The organism is Planktotalea frisia, assembly GCF_001890925.1.
In the GTDB taxonomy this organism is placed as follows: Bacteria; Pseudomonadota; Alphaproteobacteria; order Rhodobacterales; family Rhodobacteraceae; genus Planktotalea; species Planktotalea frisia.
Window position 1 is genome coordinate 1 of sequence record NZ_MLCB01000064.1, and the last position, 21,183, is coordinate 21,183.

The following is a 21,183-nucleotide window of genomic DNA, read 5'->3' on the forward strand; positions in this document are numbered from 1 at the left end:
TACATATGAGCGACTTCCGAGAACATGCCAGAAATCATTTGCGAACAGCAGCCGGCACATACAAAAGGGCCGAAAGCTCTCGTTTGAGCTGATCGGTGTGATTTCTCTGTAACCAATGAGATTCAACTCTTCGATAGGCGCATATCGGAGTGTTAAGCAATGGGCGGAAAGGGGATATTTAGGTGGATGAAAAATACGCAAAATACCATTTATACACTTAAAACATATACTTAATGCAGTAAAATGGTGCCCAGGGGCGGAATCGAACCACCGACACGAGGATTTTCAATGGAGGTGGCGCAAATTAAACGTTTATAAACAATAGCTTGTGCGGTGATATTTTTGGTGTGTGTACGAGTGTGTTTTTGGTGTCATTTGTAGGGTAGGGCGGAAACGCTGTGTTGAACACTGTGTTGGCGACAGTGTGCGGGACACACCAATCTAAAGCTGTGAAGTGAAGTATATTTTCACCAAAATTACGCAAAGATCCAAACCAAAATCAAAAGTGTCAAAGTAATTATCATTACTTTACTTACCGTCGGTGCAGTGCTTGGGGGATCGGATGGTATCTTGGGCTGCACTGGCCTTTCTATACTGGTTTGGGCATTTGTACGGATTTTGATAATCTGTGCAGGTTTGCGCTTTTGTAGATACACTGCCTGGCCAGTCTGGGTGCCACCTGCGTGGCCTTTCCCATCAGCGGTCTTGTTTAAAAGTTTTGTATTCTTCAGTAGCAAAGCCTTTATGTGTGAGGCTTCAACAGAAAAGGCAACTTCTGGGCTTTGTGCAATCTTGATCACTTTGAATGTAAGGCCTTCACCAGCTGTGTTGTTGAACTTGTTCTGTAGCTCTGAATTGTGGTGCGACCCCCTCTGAAGCGTTTGAGAGTGTTGTCGGCACCTCTTTTGTAGGTTCGAAGTTGATCCGACGTAACAAGGTTCGTTCCTATAACGAATTTCGTACACACCCGCTTTGTTAGGTATTGTTTTGCAGCTTAAGCAATCATTGATTGAGGTATGCTCCGCTTCGTAATGTATCGCTAAATGTAAGTCTAAAGAGGATCCTGAATTGCTCAAGCAGCACTTCGAAATCGTGATACGGCTTACTTTATTTGAAAATAGAAGTGCTTGATATTTGCTGGCAACATCACGGTTCAAGTGCCCAATTTTGTGTGTTTGAAAGTAAACTGCAACCGCATTTTTGTCGTGTGGATTGTTGGGCTCAGGCATGAGTGTAAGATTAGAATTCTCTCTCATGAGGCCTGATTTAAAGAGGTTTGGCCCTTGATAGTAATATGTTCCAGCGACTTTAATGTTTGTTGTTCTGTTCATAGATACCTACAAATATCATTTACTTATTTATACTATATTCTGGTTAATGAAGAACGATGCTTCTCAATCATAGAGTTAATGAAATTTAAGCCTGAGTCTGCCGTTACTTGACTGACTTTTAGCAATTTATTGCTAATCAAATTTTCATCATCTGCGTGGTCCAAATTATGCAGTATACTAGCAGCTATGCTACCTCTCCTTGCAGCTCCCGCAGTGGACTCTGATTGTGCAATTGAGGGGTAAAACTTTATGCGGTCAGTTCCATATAGTAATTTTTGAGCGCGAGGATCTGAAATCTCGACATCCAATCCTTGCAGGGATTGGAACTCTTCAAGTTCAATATCCTCAATCCAAAAATTGCTGTTGAACGTTTGCCAGCTGTTGTCTGCAAATGCGACGGGTTCGAGAGCAGTGCCGTCAAGAGCTCGATCAAAGAATGTCTGTATAAAAACAAGATTATCATAATCTTCAAAATCATAATCTCCGTTTAGATCTGGTTGGAGTATACACTCTAAACCTACTGGACCTGCTTCCTGTCTCAGGCAATAATTCTCAACCGCCTTTGCAGCGCCGTAAGGGTTACTTGATAAAAATGATAGTGTTTGATCGTGCGAGTCATATTCGCCTTGGGGGAGGGTTTCTAATTTCATTCCAAGATGTATTGTGCCGTCGCTTTGCTCTTTAGCGTTGATGTATACCTTGTAGACGAAGCAAATATTGTAATTTTGCCAGCTGCCTTCTTCTGACTTGTCATCTTCAGAAAGCGAATAGTCCCTTTCACTATAGCCAATGCTTTTGAACCAAGAGTTCAGTCGTCGTAGTACAGGAAGGTCTGCTTCACCGCCGTGCAGTGCCGATGCAAACAGCTGCCGCTTGCTATTGGGAATGGTGAAGAGTCTAACTTTATGTGAAATTGAAATATGCCCTAATTCTACTGATGGCTCACTCCAAACCTCATAGCGCGCATACTCCGGGGCATCATTGGGGGAAAATCTATATTTCAGACGTTTGTTGGTAAGTACTTCGTTGGGTACATCTGCTGCTGATCCCCATGTTGAGGATTGGACGTCGTCATCTATGTAGTGGCTGGTTATGCTGATCGGCGTACTTCTCAATGACGCCCATAAGTTTTGTAGATCAGACCGTTCTGCGATAGCCTGAGCAACCCGAGTAGAATACTCTTCTATTATAGCTTTTAGCGCCTCATTTTCTGGAAAATTATTCTGGGCAACTGGAGTAAAGCTAGTTCCCTCGGCTAATTTTTGTATCGCCTCAAAGCGAGCTTTCTCTTTATAATCGCTTCGCTTTATTGTGCAGGTGAGTTCGCCTGCAGCTTCAGCTAAACGTGTATATTTAAGCCCTTCAGCCGCAAATCCCTCTTTGGGCTCTTTGTCCCCATCAAATTGAAAATATCTTTTAGGTTTTTCCTGCACTGTGCCTCTCAACCCGGATAGCGCAATAATCTGTTTCATCGCAGCCCTTGGATCAGTTGGATTAATTTTTTCTGCGAGTGCGCCCAAGTTGCGCGACAAGGTGGCTTTGTCTGCCTGACTTGCCCTCTTGCATTCCTTTAATTTGTGCTCAAGCTCAATTTGGGCTTTTGTTGGCCGCCAGAATTTTTTCTGAAAGGTGTCACTGGGCATGGTTCTCTCCTTGGTGTGCGGGTTTAGAGCTTTGGCTTTAGTGGAGCCTGGCGCGGTAACATGTGACGATTGATTTACCGGACACTACCAGCGTAAGTCTTTGGCAAGTTTCTGCGAGTTGGCGGCCAATGATTTTGGTTTGTACCAAGCCATCAAGGAGCTCTCTGGATATTTTAAGCTTGTAGCTTCCTGAACCAGCATTGGTTTCAATGTCTCCATAGTCAAAAACCACCTCAATTGCCGATAATTTGACGCCGCGTTGTTGTGCTCTGATCGAGGCATGTTTTGACATTCTCGTCGTATTTTTTGTTTGTATTGTGTTTAGCATATTTTGTCCTCCTGAGCAAAATTTGCCAAAATTTTATCCCTATATCACGGATTTATTATCTTTTTGTTTGTCTAATAATTTTGATTTATAGTCTTTTTATTTATGGGTTATTGTCCAGCGTGTTGTCCGTTAGTATATGGTTTTTCTGTTGCGTGATAAATATCTTCTGGATTTCACACGCCAAAACCGCCAAAACCGCCGGAAGCGCAAGCTCCAAGTGGGTTGGCGGATCTTAACACAATTGTTGCTGGTAAAGTTTTTCGTCCATCTGTTTGGTAGGACAGGTGGACGAATGCAAAGGTCCCTAAGTGAAGGTCACTACGTTTATAGCCATGCCTTCATAAGTTAATCTATGCGGGATCGTGGCCGCTTATAGTCGTCAGATCGCCTGCTGGAAAGAATTCACATTGCTTGCTGATTGAATTGTAAGCATTCTTGAAGCCTTTAGATGACAGGTAAAGTTCACGTCGGCCGTACTCTAGTGTCGAAATGTATAGTTTGAAGGTGTTTGCTATGAGCAGTTCTTTCAATATCGTGAGCTCATTTTCCGCATTTGGATATGCCGTATCCCCGTAGATGCTAAAATCATAAGAACGAGTTGGCGATTGAAGTATGAGTGAACCTGCGTCTGAATCTGGTACGCTAAAAAATACAGAATTGTTTGGTCGAGGTTCGTTGTTGTGAAAGGTGACATAGTAAAAGGTGTTGATGTCCGTCTCACCATTTTGGTCTCTAGGGTTGCTTGCTAACCAGCAGTCATTGTCATCAATAAATAGCGACCATTCACCATAAGACTGAAGGTAATCAATCTCAGGCTCCTCGGCGATGCTTGGACCTGCGACTGTCATGAAGCCCAGGCAAAGTATCGTTGTCTTTATTATATGACTGCCTCGAAATTTAAGTGGCTTTGGCATTTAAATTGAGTGTCCCTATAGTGTAAATTTAGTCTCTGCTTCAACCACTCCAGCGCCTAGTTCCATTTAACAGTCGTGCAGACCGGTTTTGATTACGTTTATCCGCTCTTGCGTCGCCGCGCGCCTGAAATTTCAGTTCCTTAATCGTTAGAAGCACCAATTTACGCAAATTCTTGTCAGACCAAATAGTATGCGCCAGTTTACGTTCTACCGAGTGCCATGCTCTCCTCGGATCTTCACCATCAAGTTTCTTTTTCTGGTAAATTGCACCTGCTTCTTGCACTAGCTCCAATAACGCTTGTCTTGTTTCACGAGATGCGTTGGAAGCACTCTCTTTAAGCAAATACTCTACAGCATCTACATATTTTTGTGCAATTAATCGACATGGGCCGCATTGCGAAGGTTGGGTCTGCCAGTCTTTGTGTACTGGGAAATCGCTCATGCATTCTGTGCATTTTTTAGTATGCCAAATTCGATTCAACGGCGTCACCATTTTGATGCAGTGTCTTCAGAGTAGCCCAACTATGGTTTTAAGCGAAAGGCCATTCTGTGTGCGTTCTGACGACAAGCATTAAGTTTAATTGTGGTTAACCATCGAGATTAGTAGACTTTTTGCCATCACGATGATGAGCTTAAAAACTGAGAAGTAACGTAGAGCTTTCGTTCATCTATAAGGGTGTTTTTAAAATGTGCAGGTACAGAGGCATAACCATACATCGCACCTGCAAGCTGCCCTACAACTGCCCCTACCGTGTCTGCATCATCTCCCAGGTTAACTGCTTTGATAACTGCTGCTTCAAAGTTGTCGGATTGTAATAACGACCATAGAGCTGAATGTAGGGTGTCTATGACATAACCACCCGCAAAAACGTTGTCAGAGTTTAATTCGCTGTAGCTGTGCTCGAAGAGAGAGCCCACTGCGGAACCCCAATTTCTTTCAGAGGCTACCTGCCAAAGTTCGTCAAATTTGTGGCCGTTAATGAGACCACATAATAACTCAGCTACAAGCTGGCAGCTCTCATCAGCAGGGCGGGATGCATGTGTTGCTTTAGATTGTTGGCTGGCTAGTTGAATTGCTTGCGCGGGATCAGCGTAAGCATAGCAAGTTACAGGCGCGAGCCTCATCACTGAACCGTTGCCGTCGTTTTTAGAACCGAATGGCAAAGCCTCGTGGTATCCGTTACGCCTGTAGTCACCGAGTACCCGTAGTGTGTTTTGACCGATACCGACGGCAACGCCAGTACTCGTGTTTGAGCCATTCTCAGCCCAATCACAAAAGCTTTCTAATAGTTGCCCTGGCTCTAAACCATTGTTGCTAATCAGCACTTGTGCCATGCAAAGAGCCATGGCTGTGTCGTCCGTCCATGCACCAGCTGGTAACTTAAAGCGACCACCCTCTCGATATCCAGTTACTGGTTCAAAGGTGCCTCTTGGCGAGAACTCAACGGGTGCGCCTAATGCATCTCCAATAGCTAAGCCGACAAAAGCTCCAGCGATCCTGTCGTGAATTTGAGAGGCGTAAGTGGACCAATACTCATTAGATGCCTCCATATTTTCAAAGCTGGGACCGGCTAACTCGACAACTTTATTGTAGAACCAATTCGACAGTTCCCAGCTATGCAAGACCCTTAAGCTTTCGATCGCTCGGCTTATCCGTAGGTGGTTGTGATTGTAACGTGATTTCCAATGATCATTGGCTGCAAGAAACTCCAAAAACCTTACTGTCATTGCCTCAAGGAAATCGGTGACGTCCTGTCTTTCTGACAGCCAACAAGCTGAGGGTAAGTCTAATACAGGTGCGTTTGAAAACTGCCGAGTATCCTTGATCGTGGGGAACGCCCATTGAATAAAACCGTGCTTTCTTTCGAAGTCTTCATCGGAAATTGAAAGCAAATCACTCCGACTAAAGCCGTCGGCAAGTTTAGCGTTTGCTTCATGGAACATTTTGAATTTCAGATCCATCACTGCCTCGCTACCAAGTCCATCAACTTGCTGTAGCTGTCCACAACGTCATAGCGGACATTGTTGGGCAAATCTGCCTTGCTAATCTCCGCAAAAAATTTGCGAGCGCACTCGATCTTGGTCAGCTCTTCTGGACGCAGCTTCATTGAAGACATGCTGCCCTTGGTCTCTGCAACGAAGTAGATGTGACGCACCGAGCCCTCTTCAAACGAAATGGCCCAGTCAGGATTGTAGTCGCCAACTGGTGTAGGGATCAGGAAGTCGCGTGGCAACTTGGCATACACGACCACCTCCGAACTGGTGTCCAGCTCAGCCACAAACTCACGCTCAACATTGCTGTCCACGATTGCATGATCAAACACATGCTTGGTCAATTTATCGGTTGCTTTTGAAAAATCGTTTCCAGTCTGTGCTGCTGTGAAAATGCCGATATCGTGCCGATCTTCGACTGTATCGTAGGTAAGGCGTTCGATGATTACGGTAGCCTTTTGCTCTTTGATCAATCTGCTAGCTTCTGAGATGAACTGCTCAGGGTTCTTCTTAAACTGGTCAAAGACTGCTTTTTCCATGCTGGATAGCATTCTAGCTACGGTCTGCCGGGTAAGCTGAGCATTTTCAGACACTTCTTGTAGCAGGTCATACTTGACGCTGGAGAAGGCAGATTGGCCATGCTCGATACGAGTATCTTTGACCTTGAAGCCCTTGCCGTCTGAAAGCTGTTCAGCAGTCAAGCTGTCACCCTGTGATCCCACTTGTACTGTGTATTGCAGAGGCGTCACGTTCAGCTCTTTGTTCAAAGCGGCAACGCACTTCTCCACTAACTCGTCACTATCGAAATCTACACGGTAAACAGCCTTTTGGTTGATGCGCTCCCAAAGCTCTTTAAACGCCTTTTTTTCGAAATTATCATTCAGCGGGTTTGTTTTGGGTTTACGCCCATCGTCTACAATACGTGAAAGTGCATCTGCGCTGAAAACACTGTCTACAAGCTCAAACACCTGCGGAGCGTACTGCACGAGCGTATCAGGCAAGGGTGCAAGCGCTTCCTCTGTTTTGGCTGTGTGATACGCCTCGACCACTTGACGCTGGTGATCAACATAACCGTTTTGAATGAGGTAAAATTCAATCTGAGAAGCCATTTCAGGGGTGACAGACACATCACCGTGCTCGGTGCGCAGTACCTTTTCCTTGAAATACGCTTCGTTGGCCTTGCGCGGACGAGAAGCCAGTGCTTCAGAAATCTCCTTCTGCAGGTTTGCGACAAAGTCCTTGTAGCTTTCGCTTGCCACAACAGTCAGTACATTGATGTCATGCACCATTGAAGGATGATCCATACGGTCACCAGTTTGGTCGACGCTGAGCCGGAGCCCACGTCCCACTTCTTGACGCCTAGAAATTGTGTTGTCGCTGTGTTTGAGCATACACATTGTAAAGACGTTTGGGTTGTCCCAGCCTTCGCGCAGCGCAGAGTGTGAAAAAATAAAGCGAACAGGCTCATTCTGCGACAGCAACCGTTCCTTGTTGCGCAGGATCAGATCATAGGCATCTTCATCTGTCGCAAGCCCCTTTTCATCTCCAGTTTTCTTGACGCTTGGATCAACTAGACGGTTTTTCTTGTCGATAGAGAAGTAGCCTTCATGCACCTTGCTTACTTCATCACGCTCAAGAAACGCTCGATAATCCTGATGCTCCAACGGCAGCTTTAACAGGTACTCATCTCTAAGAATTTCATATTCTTCTTCGAACACTTGGGCGTAATGGCCTTTAGTGTCCTCTGTGTCATAGTCACGGTACCGAGACACTGTGTCGATGAAGAACAGTGACAAAACCTTTATCCCCTTGGTAAATAGTGTTTGCTCTTTTTCAAAGTGAGCGCGGATCGTTTCTCGAATTTGGATGCGCCGCATATGCTCTTCAGAAATGTCTTGCGTGGCCTCTCCTGCGCGAAGTTCAAATCCTTTAGTAAATTCGACGGTATCCTCGTTTGCGTCGATCTGTGAGATTGTGAAACCGTTGTAGGCTTGAAGGCCATTAGAAACACTCAACAGGTCGCGACCGAATTCAAGACGCTTAAGTTGGCGCTTAATATCCCCGTTTGCCAGCTTAACTTCCATCTCGATGCGGGCGACAGGCGCTTTCTGTGAGACTTCAATGCCTTCGAGATACATGTACGGGGCAGCCCCAGCCAGACCGCGTGTTTGAATGCCGCGCACAGCAATTTTCTTAACAAGTTTCTGGTTGAAGGCGTCAAGTGCATCCAGACGATGGATTTTGTTGTGCTGCGTTTTATGAGTGGCAGAGTAGCGTAGGATCATCAGAGGGTTGAATTCTTCCAACGCCTTTGATGTTGCCTTCCCTTCCATCTTTTGTGGTTCGTCGAGAATAAGGATTGGCCGGTTGCGTGAAATAACGTCAATTGGTCGCCGGGACTGAAAGTCGTCTAATTCCATGTATATACGTAGTTGATCCTTACCCTTAGCTGCAAATGCTTGGGTGTTGATCACCATAACGTTGATACCTGCATCGCTGGAAAAGCTCTCCAGCTCGTGCAGCCGTTTGGAGTTATAGGTGAAAAAGCGGGCTTTCTTGCCGTAGGTTTCGGTGAAATGCTCTGCCGTGATTTGTAGCGACTTTTGGACACCTTCGCGGATAGCGATGCTTGGCACCATGATAATGAACTTGGACCAGCCGTATCGCTTGTGCATCTCGAACATGGTTTTGACATAGCAGTAGGTCTTGCCCGTGCCCGTCTCCATCTCGATGTCTAAGTTGTAATCGCAGCCTGCGCTTGAGATCAGCTTATCTGATATCGGCAAGTTCTGGTGGCGCTGCACAGCTTGGATGTTCTTCAATACCTCAGATTTTGGTATTTGAAGATCGGCGTTCTTGAAGCCAGCCTCTTCTGCCGTGATCTGTTTTGAACGGCCCGGATCAATACGATAGCTGATACCATCACTACGCGGTTGCCCTGCGAAACAGTCTACCACAGCCTCAACTGCGTTCGTTTGATAGGCTTGGACCTTGAACTTCAGTTTCATACCCGCGCCCTCAAATCGCTTTGACGTCGGTCATGGGCGACAATTGCTTAAATATTTGTTGAACGTTGATCTTCACAGCGTCTGAAGCAAAGCCAGTATCACGGAAGACCACACGCAAGGGTTCATGCGCTGCTAGTTCTGTGACCAGCTCCTCGGTGACGCCTGTGTCGAAGCAGGCAACGAGTGCATTTTCGTCGACAAAAAACACTCTTTTGCCCTGCACAGTTTCGCTTCGGATCGGCAGGGCAAGGTCTACGCCCCAGTCCACTAGCACTTGGAACAATAGGTCTTCTGATGTGCGGCCTTGCTTGATGCTGTCCACGTTGGCCAGCAGGTCAGCTTGGTTGGTAGCGTCCGGCGTATTTTGTACATCGACCATGTTAGGCGTATCGATTTTCAATGAACGGAAGCCGATATCCTTGTTCCACTCCGGTGAAAAATTACCTGCAAGAATTCTCTTTCCAGCACGCCGTATTCTTTCCTTGGTAATGTCTGATACAATATCATAATCCGACTTTGATCCCTTGAGCCCATTTGGTTCAGCAATTTGAACCAGTAGAAACCTGCGTCGGCCAGCATCTTCAGCATTTAATCCAATTAGTGCTTCTGCTGTTGTTCCAGATCCAGCAAAAAAATCGAGGACGATATGGCCTTCAGTGGGTGAGGTACACGACTGTATTAGCGTTCGTAGCAGCTGGACAGGCTTCACTGTGTCAAAGTTATGATTACTACCAAGTATTTCGTTTAGATGGTTCTTACCAGCCTCTGATGTAGACGACAAATCGCCATCCATAAAGCAATAAAACGGATCGTGCTCAGCACCTTCCTCATCTTCATAATATCTCTTGAACGGAACTCCATCGCGGAACTCTATGTATCCATCAGAATACAAATGCTTAATTACTTCCTCCCCGGCTTGCCACCGCTGACCTTCAGGTGGTGCGTAATCACCAAGCGAGAAGCTCATTGTCGATCGGTGATTAGCTCCTCTGTTTGACTTTAGAATTGTCGTCAGCCTGTACTTGCGGCCATTGTCATCATGCGGATAGCTACGCTGGCCACCGGTTAGAAGTGGATAAAAAGTCCGAGGTGCAGGCGTCTTCTGAACGACCAAGACATATTCTATTTCTCTTTGGGGGCGATACTTGGCTTCGCCAATGTTCACTGGCTTTACTCGAGCTTTCCAAGTAATCTGAGCGATTACGTTGTCAAACCCAAAGACATCTTCACAAACCTTTCTAAGATTTGCCTGCTCAACATCACTTATCGAAATGAATAATATTCCATCATCGCACAATAGATTTCTAGCAAGCTTTAGTCTTGGATACATCATTGAAAGCCAATCCGAATGGAAACGCCCATTGCTGGAAGGATTTGCTACTAACCTTTCATCGTTAGTGCCCAGTTGATTAGATTTTCGTAGGTAATCTGTAGTATTTTCTTTGAAATCGTCATTATAGATAAAGTCATTCCCCGTATTATACGGCGGATCGATATAGATCATCTTGACCTTGCCAAGGTACGTCTCTTGCAGCAACTTCAATGCCTCAAGATTGTCACCTTCGATGAACAGGTTTTGCGTAGTGTCGAAATCCACACTTTCCTCGCGCACAGGGCGCAGCGTTTTGGCGATGGGGGAGTTTGCGTTGGTCAAGGCCTCACGCTTGCCCGGCCAGTTTAGATTATAGCGTTCTTGCGGGCCATCAACGATGCTGTCCGACAGCTCTTGGCGCAGCTGATCAAAGTCAATTGCCAGTCGCAGCTTGCCGTTTTCGTCAGCCGCCTCGGTAACGCAACTGGGGAAGAGCTCACGAATTTTGGCAATGTTGTCTTGCGTCAAGTCAGGGCTGTGCATTTTCAATTTGTCCATTGCCGTAATCCTCTTAATCGTTTGAAAGGTCAGCTGCTTTCAGCTGCGCCAACTCTTGTTTTGCTAAACGCAACGCAACGTTGATGCTGACCTTTTTATTATACTGTTTCTCGCGTGACAGTTGGCCCTTGATACGCCCAACCTCAAGCTCTTTACTCTTGATTGCTTCCATTCGGTCCACGCGGGCTTGAATATTATCTTCAACCAAGGGCTGCACGGGCATTAGAGCGGTCAATACCTTGTCGTACAGAGAGGCTAAGTCCAAGGCTACCGGCAAAGGTGTGCGCGGGGTATCCGATGGTGTCCATTCAGACTTAAAGTAGTCACTCACCACCCACTTTGACCCATCAACCTCGCTGGGCCGTTTGAATGCAGCAATCGTATGACTGCGGCTTCCGTGTGCTACTTCAAAGATCAAGGGGAATGGAATAGCACGGTCTATGGCCCGCAAGACGTCTGAGTGCAGCGTCGCCAGCTTCAAGCTTATGGCGAAGACTTGAATTTCAGTGATGGACTTCGCCGCAGGCAGATTAGTCGTTTCAGGTGCCAGCTTGTACTTCCAAACAATCTGATCAACTTGAGCTATGAACAAATCTTTCAAAGCAGTATTCGCGCCTGCGTGTTCGTAAATCTTTGACTTAGGGATTACACGTCCAAACTGGGCGGACTTGGGATAAGCAAACAGCACGTTTCAACCTTCCATATTTTGAACGACAAGGAAGGCAATAAGCTCAAAGTCATCAAGCCCTGCAATAGTGTGAACAAGCGCGGATGTGCGCCCTCCACCGAACAGACTATCGATATCCTTTTCTTCCTTTACTTCGATCATGGAGCGGATAGCTGCGCTAAGCAGCCCAGACTGGTGTTCCATATGCCGACCGTCGTCAGTTTGTTCATTAAACAACCTACACACGGCATCGATTGGTTGGTGTTGTCCTTTGCAGCTACTACGGATCAAATCGAGCAATCGTTTCACCTCGGTGTGATCTGCAATGACTTCACCATCATTGTCGATGTAGGTGATGTAATATGGGTGTAAGCGGTTCTGTTGATTGACGTTAACAGTGTTGTGAACGTTCTTCAGCGCAAAGATCACTCCAGGCTTCAGTCCGCGTTCTGGTTGCGCTGCGACCACGGCATGCTGACCATTTGGCATCTTAGAAAGATCGCCATGCTCCTTCACGTAGTTGAGCAGGTCCATACGAAAATCGTTCAAGCCAAGGTCTGTTATGGATACGCCTGTTTTCACATCTTCAAGCTCAATAACTTCTTCCTGAAGGCGCTTCAGCTGATCCTTGCGGTACGCAATGTCGGTACTTTTAGCGCTGAGAACGTTGTCGTCGCCTGTTGCTGTGATGTCAGTAATCACCATGCGATTTTCGACCCGTTCTTTCAGATTTATGTACTGATCAAGTGAGATATCAGGCCAATAGTTGACCAATTGAATTTGACTGTTTGGCGATCCAATGCGGTCAATCCGGCCAAAGCGCTGGATCACTCGAACAGGGTTCCAGTGAATGTCGTAATTGATCAAGAAATCGCAATCTTGGAGGTTTTGGCCCTCTGAAATGCAATCAGTACCAATCAGGATGTCAATTTCAGAAGGCTCTTCTGGCAGTACAAGCTGCTTCTCTTTTGCCCTTGGAGCAAAAAGTGTTAGCACGGATTGGAAGTCATAGTTTTTCTTAAGTGTTGTTTGCGGTGAGCTAGAACCCGTTACTCTGCCAGTATGAAGGCTGCGCTCACTAAGGAAGGCTGGGGCTAAATTTTCATAGAGATAGTTTGCCGTATCGGCAAACGCGGTGAAGATGATTACCTTCTTGTTCCCAGGATTAAGGGGACTGTCGATCTTGCTTTCAATCAACTCTTTCAAATGTTGAAGCTTTGCATCATCTGTTGGCTTGACCAGCTCCATTGATACGATCAGCTCGTCGATCAAGAACTTGTCAGCTGCTAGCTCATGTTTCCATGACGGTAGGTCCATATCTGCAAGGCTGATCTTGACCTTCTTACCGACAGTAAACTCATCAAACCCTGTGAGTTCGTCATCTTCACCTGCAATTACATCAAGGTCTGAACTTAAATCTGCAAAATCAATGTCTCTTCCCGCTTGTTCGAAGTCACCAATCGCGTCCAAGGTACGTTGAATATTTCCAGCAAGCGATTTCAACGTCAATCGAAACGCCTCAACTGAGCTTTCAAGTCGCTTCAGTAAATTCGTTGTCATAAGCGCCTGAAGGCTACGCTCACGGTCAAGTTGCCTTAACTTGCCTCGACCACCATCTACAGCAGTGTCATACATCTCTTCATATTTGGCCAAGCGACTGGGCAGTATGTAGCTGATCGGAGCGTAAACAGCGAGCTTCAGAACCGATAGTTGAGAAAAAATATCGTTGAAACCAATTACATCTTCACGGTGAGTGATAGGACTATGAAATGATTTCGGCTTGAGCCGCGTGGGAAACTGCCCAATGTCGGTGGTGTCGTAGAAAGTTTGGATATGTTTGCGAGATCGCGCAATCGTGACCGCATCCAGAAGTTCAAAAAAATCAAAATCGAGCGTCTTGAGAATCGATGCTGATGTCCGCTCGTCTGGTGGCAAATCAGCCCAATTGTTGAATGCAGCCTGCGCACGTCTAAAAATTTCTTCGACGCTATTTTTGCTTTTCAAATTCTTGCTAAGGGTTTCAGATTGACCTTCGTAAGCCAGAGCAAGTTGGTTTCTGAGATCATTAAAACGGTTGTTTACCGGCGTAGCAGAAAGCATGAGAACTTTTGTTTTTACGCCGTCTCGAATGACTTTGTTCATTAGCTTCTGATAACGTGTTTCACGATCCTTAAAAACATCATTGTTGCGGAAGTTGTGGCTCTCGTCGATGACCACAAGATCATAGTTTCCCCAATTGATACGGTTCAACGGGATGCCAAAGCTTTCACCACTCGTTCGTGACAGGTCGGTATGACAGAGCACGTCATAGTTGAACCTGTCACCAGCAAAAATATTGGTCTTAAGGTTCGTATTATAGTTGCGCCAATTGTCGGCTAGCTTCTTAGGGCACAGAACTAGCACGGCGCGATTGCGCAGTTCATAATACTTGACGACAGCCAAGGCTGTGAAAGTTTTGCCTAGTCCGACACTGTCAGCAAGAATACAGCCATTATGGGTTTCAAGTTTATTGATGATCCCTGTTGCAGCATCTTTTTGATAGTTGAACAGCTTGTTCCAAACCAGACTATCTTTGTAGCCAGTTAAATCGTTCGGCAGAACATCCTCGTCAATCTCATCAAGAAAGTCATGAAAAATGTTGTATAGTATTAAGAAGTAAATTCGTTCGGGAGAATTTTCCTGATAAACGCTCTCTATGTACGTACATATGGAATCAGTTACATCCTGTACCTTGTCTTCATCGTTCCAAATTTCGTTGAAGAGCTGCAGATACATCCCTGTATGCATGAGCTCGTCAAACTCCGTGACAAAGTTAGAGACCGCGTCACCTTTTTGATAGCCAAGATCAGGAGCCGTAAAGCCACTTATCGGCATATACGCCTTTGAGCCACCGGCGTCGTCGAGGTGCATAAATTGCTGCATGGCAGACTTCGTCGTATTTGACTTAAACTTAGCCTTCTTGCGAACCCATGCAGCACACTCACGTGCAATCGCTTTCTGGTTTAGTTTGTTTCGTAGCTGAATTTCAAATTCTGTTCCGTATACGCTACTCTCCCGAGCTGTTTTAGGAATGAAAAATTCTCGCCGTTCTTTTCGTATTTTGTCAGTTACCTCACTAGGCACAAATGTAGGCGTGGTGAAAATAAACTGAACACTTTCAACTTTCTTTAATTCAGCTTTTAGTGCCTCATACGCGTAAATTGAAAAGCAAGACGCAGCAATGCGTAACTTTGAGCCATGTCTTAAGTTTTGGCGCATTTCGTCGCCAAGTATTGTAGTCGAATTATCAATTATTTTCATGTTTACTCAGAAAAGCAAAATGTGCGGCCTCAAGGGCGCGAATGAATGTAAGTGCACCATAGCGCCAAACCTCTGAACCCATCTGAACTTCACTGTTGAGTGGTTCACTGCTTGCAGTTTCAGTGCTGTCCAAGATACCAAAGAGGCCCAGCTCGTCAGGTGAAAGAAACGTACGAGCGAACACAACGTGCTTAGAGGTCTGCCAGTACATGGTTGCAAAATTACGCAAGCGCCTTTGCCCTAAGACTTCGCCCGGCAATGCCAAACGCAAATCCCCACTATTCGTATCAGTGAAATGCAGCTTCACTGAGTTGCGCTTATCGAAGTGTTCAATCACACTTTCAAAGAACCCTCGTGCCGCTAAAGGGGCATCGACAAGCCTTGCTTCAAAGTTGTCTCTTGGAATTTCACCCAACTACTTCCCTCCGTTTTTGAAAGGTTAGGGCATTTAAGCTATGCCTTCCAGCAGTTTGAGCAATGAACATTTACAAGCATTGGTTTGCGGCAATCTGCACGGTTCCACCCAAAAACGTAGCGTAGCGCAGTAACTCTAGTTGCTCGCCACACTGACTGCAGGGCGACGTGCAGTGGGCCCTACAGACCGCACACAGACGGCGTATGACGCCACAATACTCAGCTGCTGGATATTGTCCCTTGGCTGCCCTGCGGCTTGAGCCTGTCATAGTCAGCTTGCGATGTTGCGCTAGACGCAGCGGAAGGCATGCCGCTTGCTGTAGAGCTTGCAGTGGTCGGTGGCTGCGGCACGTTAGGCTTGGGAATGGGCGGTGGTGCAATGGCTTTGCCAATCCGCGACTTTGGTTTGCCCTTTGGCTTCACGTCGCCACCCTTGAGCCTCGTCTCTAACTTATTGGCCAAGAAGCTGGCAGTGTTGGAGAAAGTTTTAATGTCTTCAATGGCTTGATCCAACTGAACGCTGCTGGATGCCTTCTCAATCACATCTATCAATTGGCGGAGCTCGTCACGGTCATCCATGCGGAACACCTACCTTTACGGACTGGGGTGATGCAAAATCACCACCGAACTTCTGTAAGTACTTCCCTACAAAAAACCGCAGCACAGATTTTTGCGGCTGTAGGGGGAATTTCGGATGTATGTTCATACTGCCATCCGCTCTGGCGCACGCCACACGGCCTCTGCTTGCCGCGCAATTGCACCGTCACATAACGCCTTCAGATCAGATAAACGTTTGGCCCAGATCTGATGCTCATGTTGCTCACTACCAGCCAGTCGAGCGCCATAGTATCCTAACTTGCTTGCACAAATGCTCAGCGTTTCCACACTGGGTTCTGTGTTGTGATAGCGCAGCACGCGGATATAACCCTCACTGCGTCCTAGCCAGCTGCGGCAAAACTCTGGTGTGTTCTGCACGATCCCCGTTGCGATCAACTCGTCGCGCATGTGTTCTAATAGTCTTATGCTCATCCAATTCTCCCAATGTTTTGGTCTCGCAAGTATTTATCAAAACACAGTGGTGTTGGAGCAAACATGAGGGTGGATAGTGTCGCTCAACACACAAGCCTGAAGCTGTGTTGTGACAAGTTCTTGCGACACTGTGGCGAGAGACTGTGTTTTGGAAACGTCTTGCGATACTTCGGTACAAGACTGTGTTGTGGGAATTTTTTAGGGACTGTGGGACAACCACTATGTTGCAACCACAAACCGACAACACAGTGGTTCCAACACAATTGTGTGTGCCTAATGTCGTAACGCAGTTCCTAGCGCTCGCTGCGCCCAAGCTTTTTCTTCCAGCGACGACGGCTAGAGATCAGCGTCCAGCTGTCATTTAGGTTTGGCTCCAATCCATGCTCCACTTTGTCATAACTGGGAAACCGTCCCCGTGCAGCATTCTCTGCCAGCGCAATACCTCTGCTCCAAGCACGGCTTGTGAGTGCGGATAATACTGAGCGATCATATGTAAGTTCACCGCGTGGTATCCGTACTTTTGGGTCTAGTTCACGGCTATAGGTATCGCTGACCTTTGCCCGTGCTCCAACACGCCACAGGGATTGACGCGGCATAGCACTGCGTACCCACACAACATACAGATACCGAAACAGCGTATCCTTGCGCTGTCGTGTGCCCAGCAAAGGGTATTTTGCAACTGGTTCTGGTAAAACACGGCGCTCCTTGAGCGAGTTATCGATAAGTTTGCTCAGCTGTCGTGTGATCTGCGCCTTGCTCAGGCCAACGGGGATACTCACTACCATGGCATTGGGCTGACCTTGCTCTGTCCAATCATCTTCAATGAAGTCTTGTAGGCGGGATGCAGCTTTACGGTGTCTGTCGCTGCGCAGCACATCGACTTTGCGCACACGCGGCTTGCTGCCTTTGTAACCAAACACAGGCAATGCTCGCTCGCTCCACCAATCTAAGAAGCGAACCCGTTGCACGTCGCCTAAGTCGTCATAGACCGCCAGTACGTCCTCAAAGTCAGCAGGCAGTGTGTCCAGCTCTTGTTCACTCAAGTTGTTCGCACGAAACCGCCGCGCCAGTTCATAGCTTGGGCTGATTGCCAAGTATTCCATCCACAAAAGATAGAAACCGAGGTTCGCAGCCCATACGCCATCCTTGCGAAAGTCTGTGGAGCGTGGGCTGTCATAGTGTTTGCGTTCATTTTGCATGGATAAATTGGAACAACATTATCCGCTAAATGTCAATTATGCGCAGTAAATATCCCAATGAGTTGAGCAATGGTAAAACTTAATCATCGACACGGCAATCAAGCCAGTCGCGGTCAACACAGGAGATATTCACATGACCAACGCTACAGAAAACAAGTTCAAACTCAGCAACATCGTCGACGAGCTGATCGCTCAGCGCCAAAAATGGGAACAAGGCACTTACGCTGCAAGCAATGCGGAGCTCTACACATTACTTGGCAACACATTGGAGCTGTTTCTAAAAGTTCGCAGCAACGTTGGACTTAGCAAAGCCGTTACAGACCTGTTGGACACTTACAGTATTCAGCACAACAGCAGCACAAGCTTGGCGCTGAAGATTGTGCGGCTCGTGTTCGTGGGCAAGGGGCGCGAGAAGAAGATCGAAAATCGAGCATATACTTACGCTCGTGTTCTCACAGTTGCTGCGGAAGGGGGTATCACTGGAGAACAGCTACCCCAGTTTATCGCTGACAATCACGGTATTGACGAGCTGCGTCGGCAAAACAAAGACGGCGAGACAGGCGCAGACAAGGCTAAACGTGCTCGTGATTATGCTGATGCAGCACTAGTGGGCGAGACGGCGATTAGTGACGTGATCATGTCTGACACTCTTCAGCCTGTCGATGGTGCTCGCTACAGCTTGGCACTTGTACGCAAAAACGAGGATGGCTCAGGCTCTATTGTGTTTGGCACAAGCAATGTCACAGCCGTAAATACGGTACTCACAATTGCTGGCAAAGCACTCAAAGACCGTGCTGCACAGACTGCAGAGCAGAGCGTCACAAAGCACGACGCAGAACAGCGTGCTGAGAATGCAGAAAGTCTCGCACAAGAGCTGCTCAACACAGGCTTTCAGCCACAAGCGCATGTCGCTGCACCCATGACAGAAATGGCTCCCGCTTAACCACTGGCAGCAAGTAGGCAGCATGGTTGCTGCCTACGCATTCCCCCAAATTTATGAAAGGAACGACGATGAAGTTCGATAAAAAACATCGCCCTCAAACCCTTGCAGATGTGGTTTACGCAGACGCTGCGGTAGAGCAAACACTGAATGACTATGCACATAATCAGCGCGACAAGCACCTCTTGCTGCATGGCCCAAGAGGCACTGGCAAGTCGGTGTCTGCTCAGCTTGTCCTCAACCAACGCATGGCAATCTTGGGACAAACGGGCTTGACCGACATTTGGAACGCCAAGGCCTATCAAGCTGCGCACAACACTTTTGAGCCTGTTCTAACCCAGTGGAATTGGCAGCTATCAATGGGCGCAAACTCTGGCTGTTCTGTCTTCGATGAAATCGACCAGTTTACCCTGCCAATGCAGCACAAGCTCCGCGCGTTCATTGATCGGTTTGAAATGGGCATGGTTATTGCGACGACCAACAATCTCCACTTAGTAGATGGACCCCTTAAAGATCGGTTTCGGCCGCTGTTCGTTGAGTATCCAAGTGTGCAGCAATGGGTGCCGCGTGTGGTCGCCGTGCTAGGTGCTGAGGGTATTCCCGTTACTCCAACGCAAGCTCTAGGGTTGTTGCAAGGTTTTGAGGGCAGTGGCCGCACACTTGACGATTGGATAGAGGACTATGTGCTGCGCCTTAAACGGATGATGGCACAGCTCACAACACTGCCATCAATGCCTGTGCAATCCTCGCCGCAAATCACTAGCAATGCAGGAGAGCAGTAATGGAAACGTTAGAAGTTGAAATTGGGTACATCCAGCAGCTGATGGATGATGAAGTTTCTCGTGTGTTAAAGCAATTCTACTGCTGGGACATGTTAGAAGATTGCGCTTCGGTCTTTGAGCTCGATGTAAGCGGCATCACACCACCAATGACAGTCATATCAGATTTGATCATGCGTAAGTCTGATGAATATCTATCTGACGCGAAGTCAGATCGTTTCAAAGCAGTTTGGCAAAGCCTTAAGCCAGAGCAGCAAATGAACCTTGTTCTCATGATATCTGAGCGCTGCTGATCACAAGTGTCGCGGCCTTAACGCGGCGGCACTATCCCACTTTCAAATCATCAGGAGAAAACCATGTATAGGGACACTATGTTGCGTTTGTTTAACGTTGATCAGCTGGCTAACGAGCGTGTTGTGAGGGCGTTGGAACGGCAAGAACAGATCGATCAGCTGCAAGATTGGTACGATGGCTTTAGCCCGTTTCCGATGCTGCATGAACTTGCTGAAGCAGAATTGAAACATGCCGTCGAAAGCAGTGCTCTCGCGCAAATGTCAGATCAAGAATATTCTGCGTTCCGATGGCAGTGGTCGCAGTTGGAGCCAGATCAGCAGCGCAAATATCTTTGTGAACTTGCGGGTCTGCCCGATCCAGAGCGCGACAGAGATTTTGACGCCTAGGCTCATTGCTTTAGCGACATCGCCGTCAGCATTCGTGCTGGCGGCTTTTTTATGTTCCCAACTGTGTTTATCCAAAACTCTTCCAACACTGTGTCTCGAACATAGTCGGTAACACAGTGTCGGCACTTGCTGTGTGAACACAACACGAGCTTGGTTATGGGAACCAAGTGTTGTTCCTGTTTCGCCGCCTTTTCCTTCTTCGTTGATAAATACATGCGGAGAACCACAATGGGATTTGAACAGCGCAAACAGGAACGACAGGCACTTAGCGAGCACCTTCTGGCCCAAAACTGGAATGTGTTCGGCACGCTTAAGTTTGTGAACGGCAGGACTATTGGCCGTGAGACTGCCAATAAGCTCCTTCGCAGCTACTGGAATAAAGTCGACCGCATTATCTACGGCAAAGGCGCTGAGCGTCAGAACCTGCGGGTACCACGGTGGTGCTTTGCGCATGAGGGATCAGACAACGAGAACTTCCATGTTCACTTCGTAATGCCGAGCCCATTGCAGGACACAGAACACATGTGTTGTTTACTAAATGCAGTGTGGGCGCAGCATCATGGTCAAACAGCGCCGCTGGCTAAGAACTGGATCATGCCAGCACAAGACCGTGCAGCTGTGGCCAGTTACGTCACCCACGAGTATTGGCGCATAGGCAGCGAGACACTGCTAGACGAATTGTGTTGGGACAAAACATTGTCCGATACGATGGTGCAGTATGCACATGCACAACAGACATATCGCATTACACGGGCAGCCAGCCCACTCTGGCTTAGGCAAGCACAACAGGCATTATGGACACAAAAGGCACGATATGAGGCAAGCGGTGATTTGCAGATCGTGGAGCGTGGCTAAGCCCCTTCGCACAGCAAATACTTGAGCAGTTTGAACAACACAGATGCCAAAGACACAGGTCTTGGCACATCCTTGTTAACGAGCTGTTGTTCGAACTAACAAAGGTTCAAACACAGAACATCAACAAACGCTTAAACGAAGAGGGTCAAACACAGTTGAAGTATTACAACATACACAGCGTCAGCGGAGCAAACCGTTAGACGCTTTTTTTATGGGCGTAGCTTCGGTGTGTAC

Annotated in this window: 19 protein-coding genes; 5 read left to right on the plus strand and 14 right to left on the minus strand. The window is 47.2% G+C overall.

Annotated features, from left to right (window positions below; genetic code table 11):
• Positions 1-476: 476 nt before the first annotated feature.
• The 14 genes from PFRI_RS03585 to PFRI_RS03650 form a co-directional block, all read right to left on the minus strand.
• The gene (locus PFRI_RS03585) at positions 477-1,331 is read right to left on the minus strand and encodes an HIRAN domain-containing protein (protein ID WP_072629375.1); all 855 of its coding nucleotides are present in this window, start codon (positions 1,329-1,331) and stop codon (positions 477-479) included.
• A gap of 32 nt (positions 1,332-1,363) precedes the next feature.
• Positions 1,364-2,974, minus strand: a complete 1,611-nt coding sequence (locus tag PFRI_RS03590; RefSeq protein WP_072629376.1) for a hypothetical protein — start codon at positions 2,972-2,974, stop codon at positions 1,364-1,366.
• 37 nt (positions 2,975-3,011) lie between these two features.
• Positions 3,012-3,302, minus strand: a complete 291-nt coding sequence (locus tag PFRI_RS03595) for a hypothetical protein (RefSeq protein ID WP_072629377.1) — start codon at positions 3,300-3,302, stop codon at positions 3,012-3,014.
• A 350-nt stretch (positions 3,303-3,652) separates the two neighbouring features.
• Positions 3,653-4,216: a hypothetical protein gene (locus tag PFRI_RS03600; RefSeq protein WP_139292087.1), complete on the minus strand. Its 564-nt coding sequence runs from the start codon at positions 4,214-4,216 to the stop codon at positions 3,653-3,655.
• A gap of 40 nt (positions 4,217-4,256) precedes the next feature.
• Positions 4,257-4,658 carry a hypothetical protein gene (locus PFRI_RS03605; RefSeq protein WP_072629379.1) on the minus strand — a complete coding sequence of 134 codons (402 nt, stop codon included), beginning with the start codon at positions 4,656-4,658 and terminating at the stop codon, positions 4,257-4,259.
• Positions 4,659-4,834: 176 nt separating this feature from the next.
• Complete coding sequence (locus PFRI_RS03610) at positions 4,835-6,178, minus strand: ADP-ribosylglycohydrolase family protein (RefSeq protein ID WP_084649587.1); 1,344 nt, start codon at positions 6,176-6,178, stop codon at positions 4,835-4,837.
• Positions 6,178-9,216 (minus strand): type III restriction-modification system endonuclease, encoded by a 3,039-nt coding sequence (locus tag PFRI_RS03615; protein WP_072629380.1) that lies wholly within the window; start codon positions 9,214-9,216, stop codon positions 6,178-6,180. Before PFRI_RS03615 ends, PFRI_RS03610 begins: the two co-directional genes overlap by 1 nt.
• 10 nt (positions 9,217-9,226) lie before the next feature.
• The gene (locus PFRI_RS03620) at positions 9,227-11,086 is read right to left on the minus strand and encodes a site-specific DNA-methyltransferase (RefSeq protein WP_072629381.1); all 1,860 of its coding nucleotides are present in this window, start codon (positions 11,084-11,086) and stop codon (positions 9,227-9,229) included.
• Between the two features lie 13 nt (positions 11,087-11,099).
• On the minus strand, positions 11,100-11,774 hold the full coding sequence (locus tag PFRI_RS03625) for a DUF4391 domain-containing protein (protein ID WP_072629382.1): 675 nt from the start codon (positions 11,772-11,774) through the stop codon (positions 11,100-11,102).
• Between the two features lie 3 nt (positions 11,775-11,777).
• Complete coding sequence (locus PFRI_RS03630) at positions 11,778-15,053, minus strand: helicase-related protein (RefSeq protein ID WP_072629383.1); 3,276 nt, start codon at positions 15,051-15,053, stop codon at positions 11,778-11,780.
• Positions 15,040-15,468: a hypothetical protein gene (locus PFRI_RS03635; RefSeq protein ID WP_072629384.1), complete on the minus strand. Its 429-nt coding sequence runs from the start codon at positions 15,466-15,468 to the stop codon at positions 15,040-15,042. The genes PFRI_RS03630 and PFRI_RS03635 overlap by 14 nt, the downstream gene beginning before the upstream one ends.
• A 218-nt stretch (positions 15,469-15,686) precedes the next feature.
• Entirely contained in the window at positions 15,687-16,046 is a 360-nt protein-coding gene (locus tag PFRI_RS03640; RefSeq protein WP_072629385.1) for a hypothetical protein, read from the minus strand.
• Between the two features lie 123 nt (positions 16,047-16,169).
• Positions 16,170-16,496, minus strand: coding sequence for a DUF6626 family protein (locus tag PFRI_RS21265; protein WP_072629386.1), 327 nt, complete (start codon positions 16,494-16,496; stop codon positions 16,170-16,172).
• Between the two features lie 293 nt (positions 16,497-16,789).
• Complete coding sequence (locus tag PFRI_RS03650; protein WP_072629387.1) at positions 16,790-17,695, minus strand: hypothetical protein; 906 nt, start codon at positions 17,693-17,695, stop codon at positions 16,790-16,792.
• A gap of 133 nt (positions 17,696-17,828) precedes the next feature.
• On the opposite strand from PFRI_RS03650, the gene PFRI_RS03655 reads away from it, so the two are divergent.
• From PFRI_RS03655 to PFRI_RS03675, 5 genes are all read left to right on the plus strand, one after another.
• Positions 17,829-18,638, plus strand: a complete 810-nt coding sequence (locus PFRI_RS03655) for a hypothetical protein (RefSeq protein ID WP_072629388.1) — start codon at positions 17,829-17,831, stop codon at positions 18,636-18,638.
• A gap of 68 nt (positions 18,639-18,706) precedes the next feature.
• A complete protein-coding gene (locus PFRI_RS03660) occupies positions 18,707-19,417 on the plus strand; it encodes an AAA family ATPase (protein WP_072629389.1) in 711 nt (236 codons plus the stop codon).
• Positions 19,417-19,707 (plus strand): hypothetical protein, encoded by a 291-nt coding sequence (locus PFRI_RS03665; RefSeq protein WP_072629390.1) that lies wholly within the window; start codon positions 19,417-19,419, stop codon positions 19,705-19,707. The genes PFRI_RS03660 and PFRI_RS03665 overlap by 1 nt, the downstream gene beginning before the upstream one ends.
• A 63-nt stretch (positions 19,708-19,770) precedes the next feature.
• Positions 19,771-20,094 (plus strand): hypothetical protein, encoded by a 324-nt coding sequence (locus PFRI_RS03670; protein ID WP_139292088.1) that lies wholly within the window; start codon positions 19,771-19,773, stop codon positions 20,092-20,094.
• A 228-nt stretch (positions 20,095-20,322) separates the two neighbouring features.
• Complete coding sequence (locus tag PFRI_RS03675; protein ID WP_072629423.1) at positions 20,323-20,949, plus strand: hypothetical protein; 627 nt, start codon at positions 20,323-20,325, stop codon at positions 20,947-20,949.
• The last annotated feature ends 234 nt before the right edge of the window (positions 20,950-21,183 follow it).

What these genes read in the sequence shown, in the direction of transcription:
- PFRI_RS03585 (WP_072629375.1), bottom strand. Translation starts at nt 1,331, where the DNA reads ATGAACAGAACAACAAACATTAAAGTCGCTGGAACATATTACTATCAA.
- PFRI_RS03590 (WP_072629376.1), bottom strand. Translation starts at nt 2,974, where the DNA reads ATGCCCAGTGACACCTTTCAGAAAAAATTCTGGCGGCCAACAAAAGCC.
- PFRI_RS03595 (WP_072629377.1), bottom strand. Translation starts at nt 3,302, where the DNA reads ATGCTAAACACAATACAAACAAAAAATACGACGAGAATGTCAAAACAT.
- PFRI_RS03600 (WP_139292087.1), bottom strand. Translation starts at nt 4,216, where the DNA reads ATGCCAAAGCCACTTAAATTTCGAGGCAGTCATATAATAAAGACAACG.
- PFRI_RS03605 (WP_072629379.1), bottom strand. Translation starts at nt 4,658, where the DNA reads ATGAGCGATTTCCCAGTACACAAAGACTGGCAGACCCAACCTTCGCAA.
- PFRI_RS03610 (WP_084649587.1), bottom strand. Translation starts at nt 6,178, where the DNA reads ATGGATCTGAAATTCAAAATGTTCCATGAAGCAAACGCTAAACTTGCC.
- PFRI_RS03615 (WP_072629380.1), bottom strand. Translation starts at nt 9,216, where the DNA reads ATGAAACTGAAGTTCAAGGTCCAAGCCTATCAAACGAACGCAGTTGAG.
- PFRI_RS03620 (WP_072629381.1), bottom strand. Translation starts at nt 11,086, where the DNA reads ATGGACAAATTGAAAATGCACAGCCCTGACTTGACGCAAGACAACATT.
- PFRI_RS03630 (WP_072629383.1), bottom strand. Translation starts at nt 15,053, where the DNA reads ATGAAAATAATTGATAATTCGACTACAATACTTGGCGACGAAATGCGC.
- PFRI_RS03640 (WP_072629385.1), bottom strand. Translation starts at nt 16,046, where the DNA reads ATGGATGACCGTGACGAGCTCCGCCAATTGATAGATGTGATTGAGAAG.
- PFRI_RS21265 (WP_072629386.1), bottom strand. Translation starts at nt 16,496, where the DNA reads ATGAGCATAAGACTATTAGAACACATGCGCGACGAGTTGATCGCAACG.
- PFRI_RS03650 (WP_072629387.1), bottom strand. Translation starts at nt 17,695, where the DNA reads ATGCAAAATGAACGCAAACACTATGACAGCCCACGCTCCACAGACTTT.
- PFRI_RS03655 (WP_072629388.1), top strand. Translation starts at nt 17,829, where the DNA reads ATGACCAACGCTACAGAAAACAAGTTCAAACTCAGCAACATCGTCGAC.
- PFRI_RS03660 (WP_072629389.1), top strand. Translation starts at nt 18,707, where the DNA reads ATGAAGTTCGATAAAAAACATCGCCCTCAAACCCTTGCAGATGTGGTT.
- PFRI_RS03665 (WP_072629390.1), top strand. Translation starts at nt 19,417, where the DNA reads ATGGAAACGTTAGAAGTTGAAATTGGGTACATCCAGCAGCTGATGGAT.
- PFRI_RS03670 (WP_139292088.1), top strand. Translation starts at nt 19,771, where the DNA reads ATGTATAGGGACACTATGTTGCGTTTGTTTAACGTTGATCAGCTGGCT.
- PFRI_RS03675 (WP_072629423.1), top strand. Translation starts at nt 20,323, where the DNA reads ATGGGATTTGAACAGCGCAAACAGGAACGACAGGCACTTAGCGAGCAC.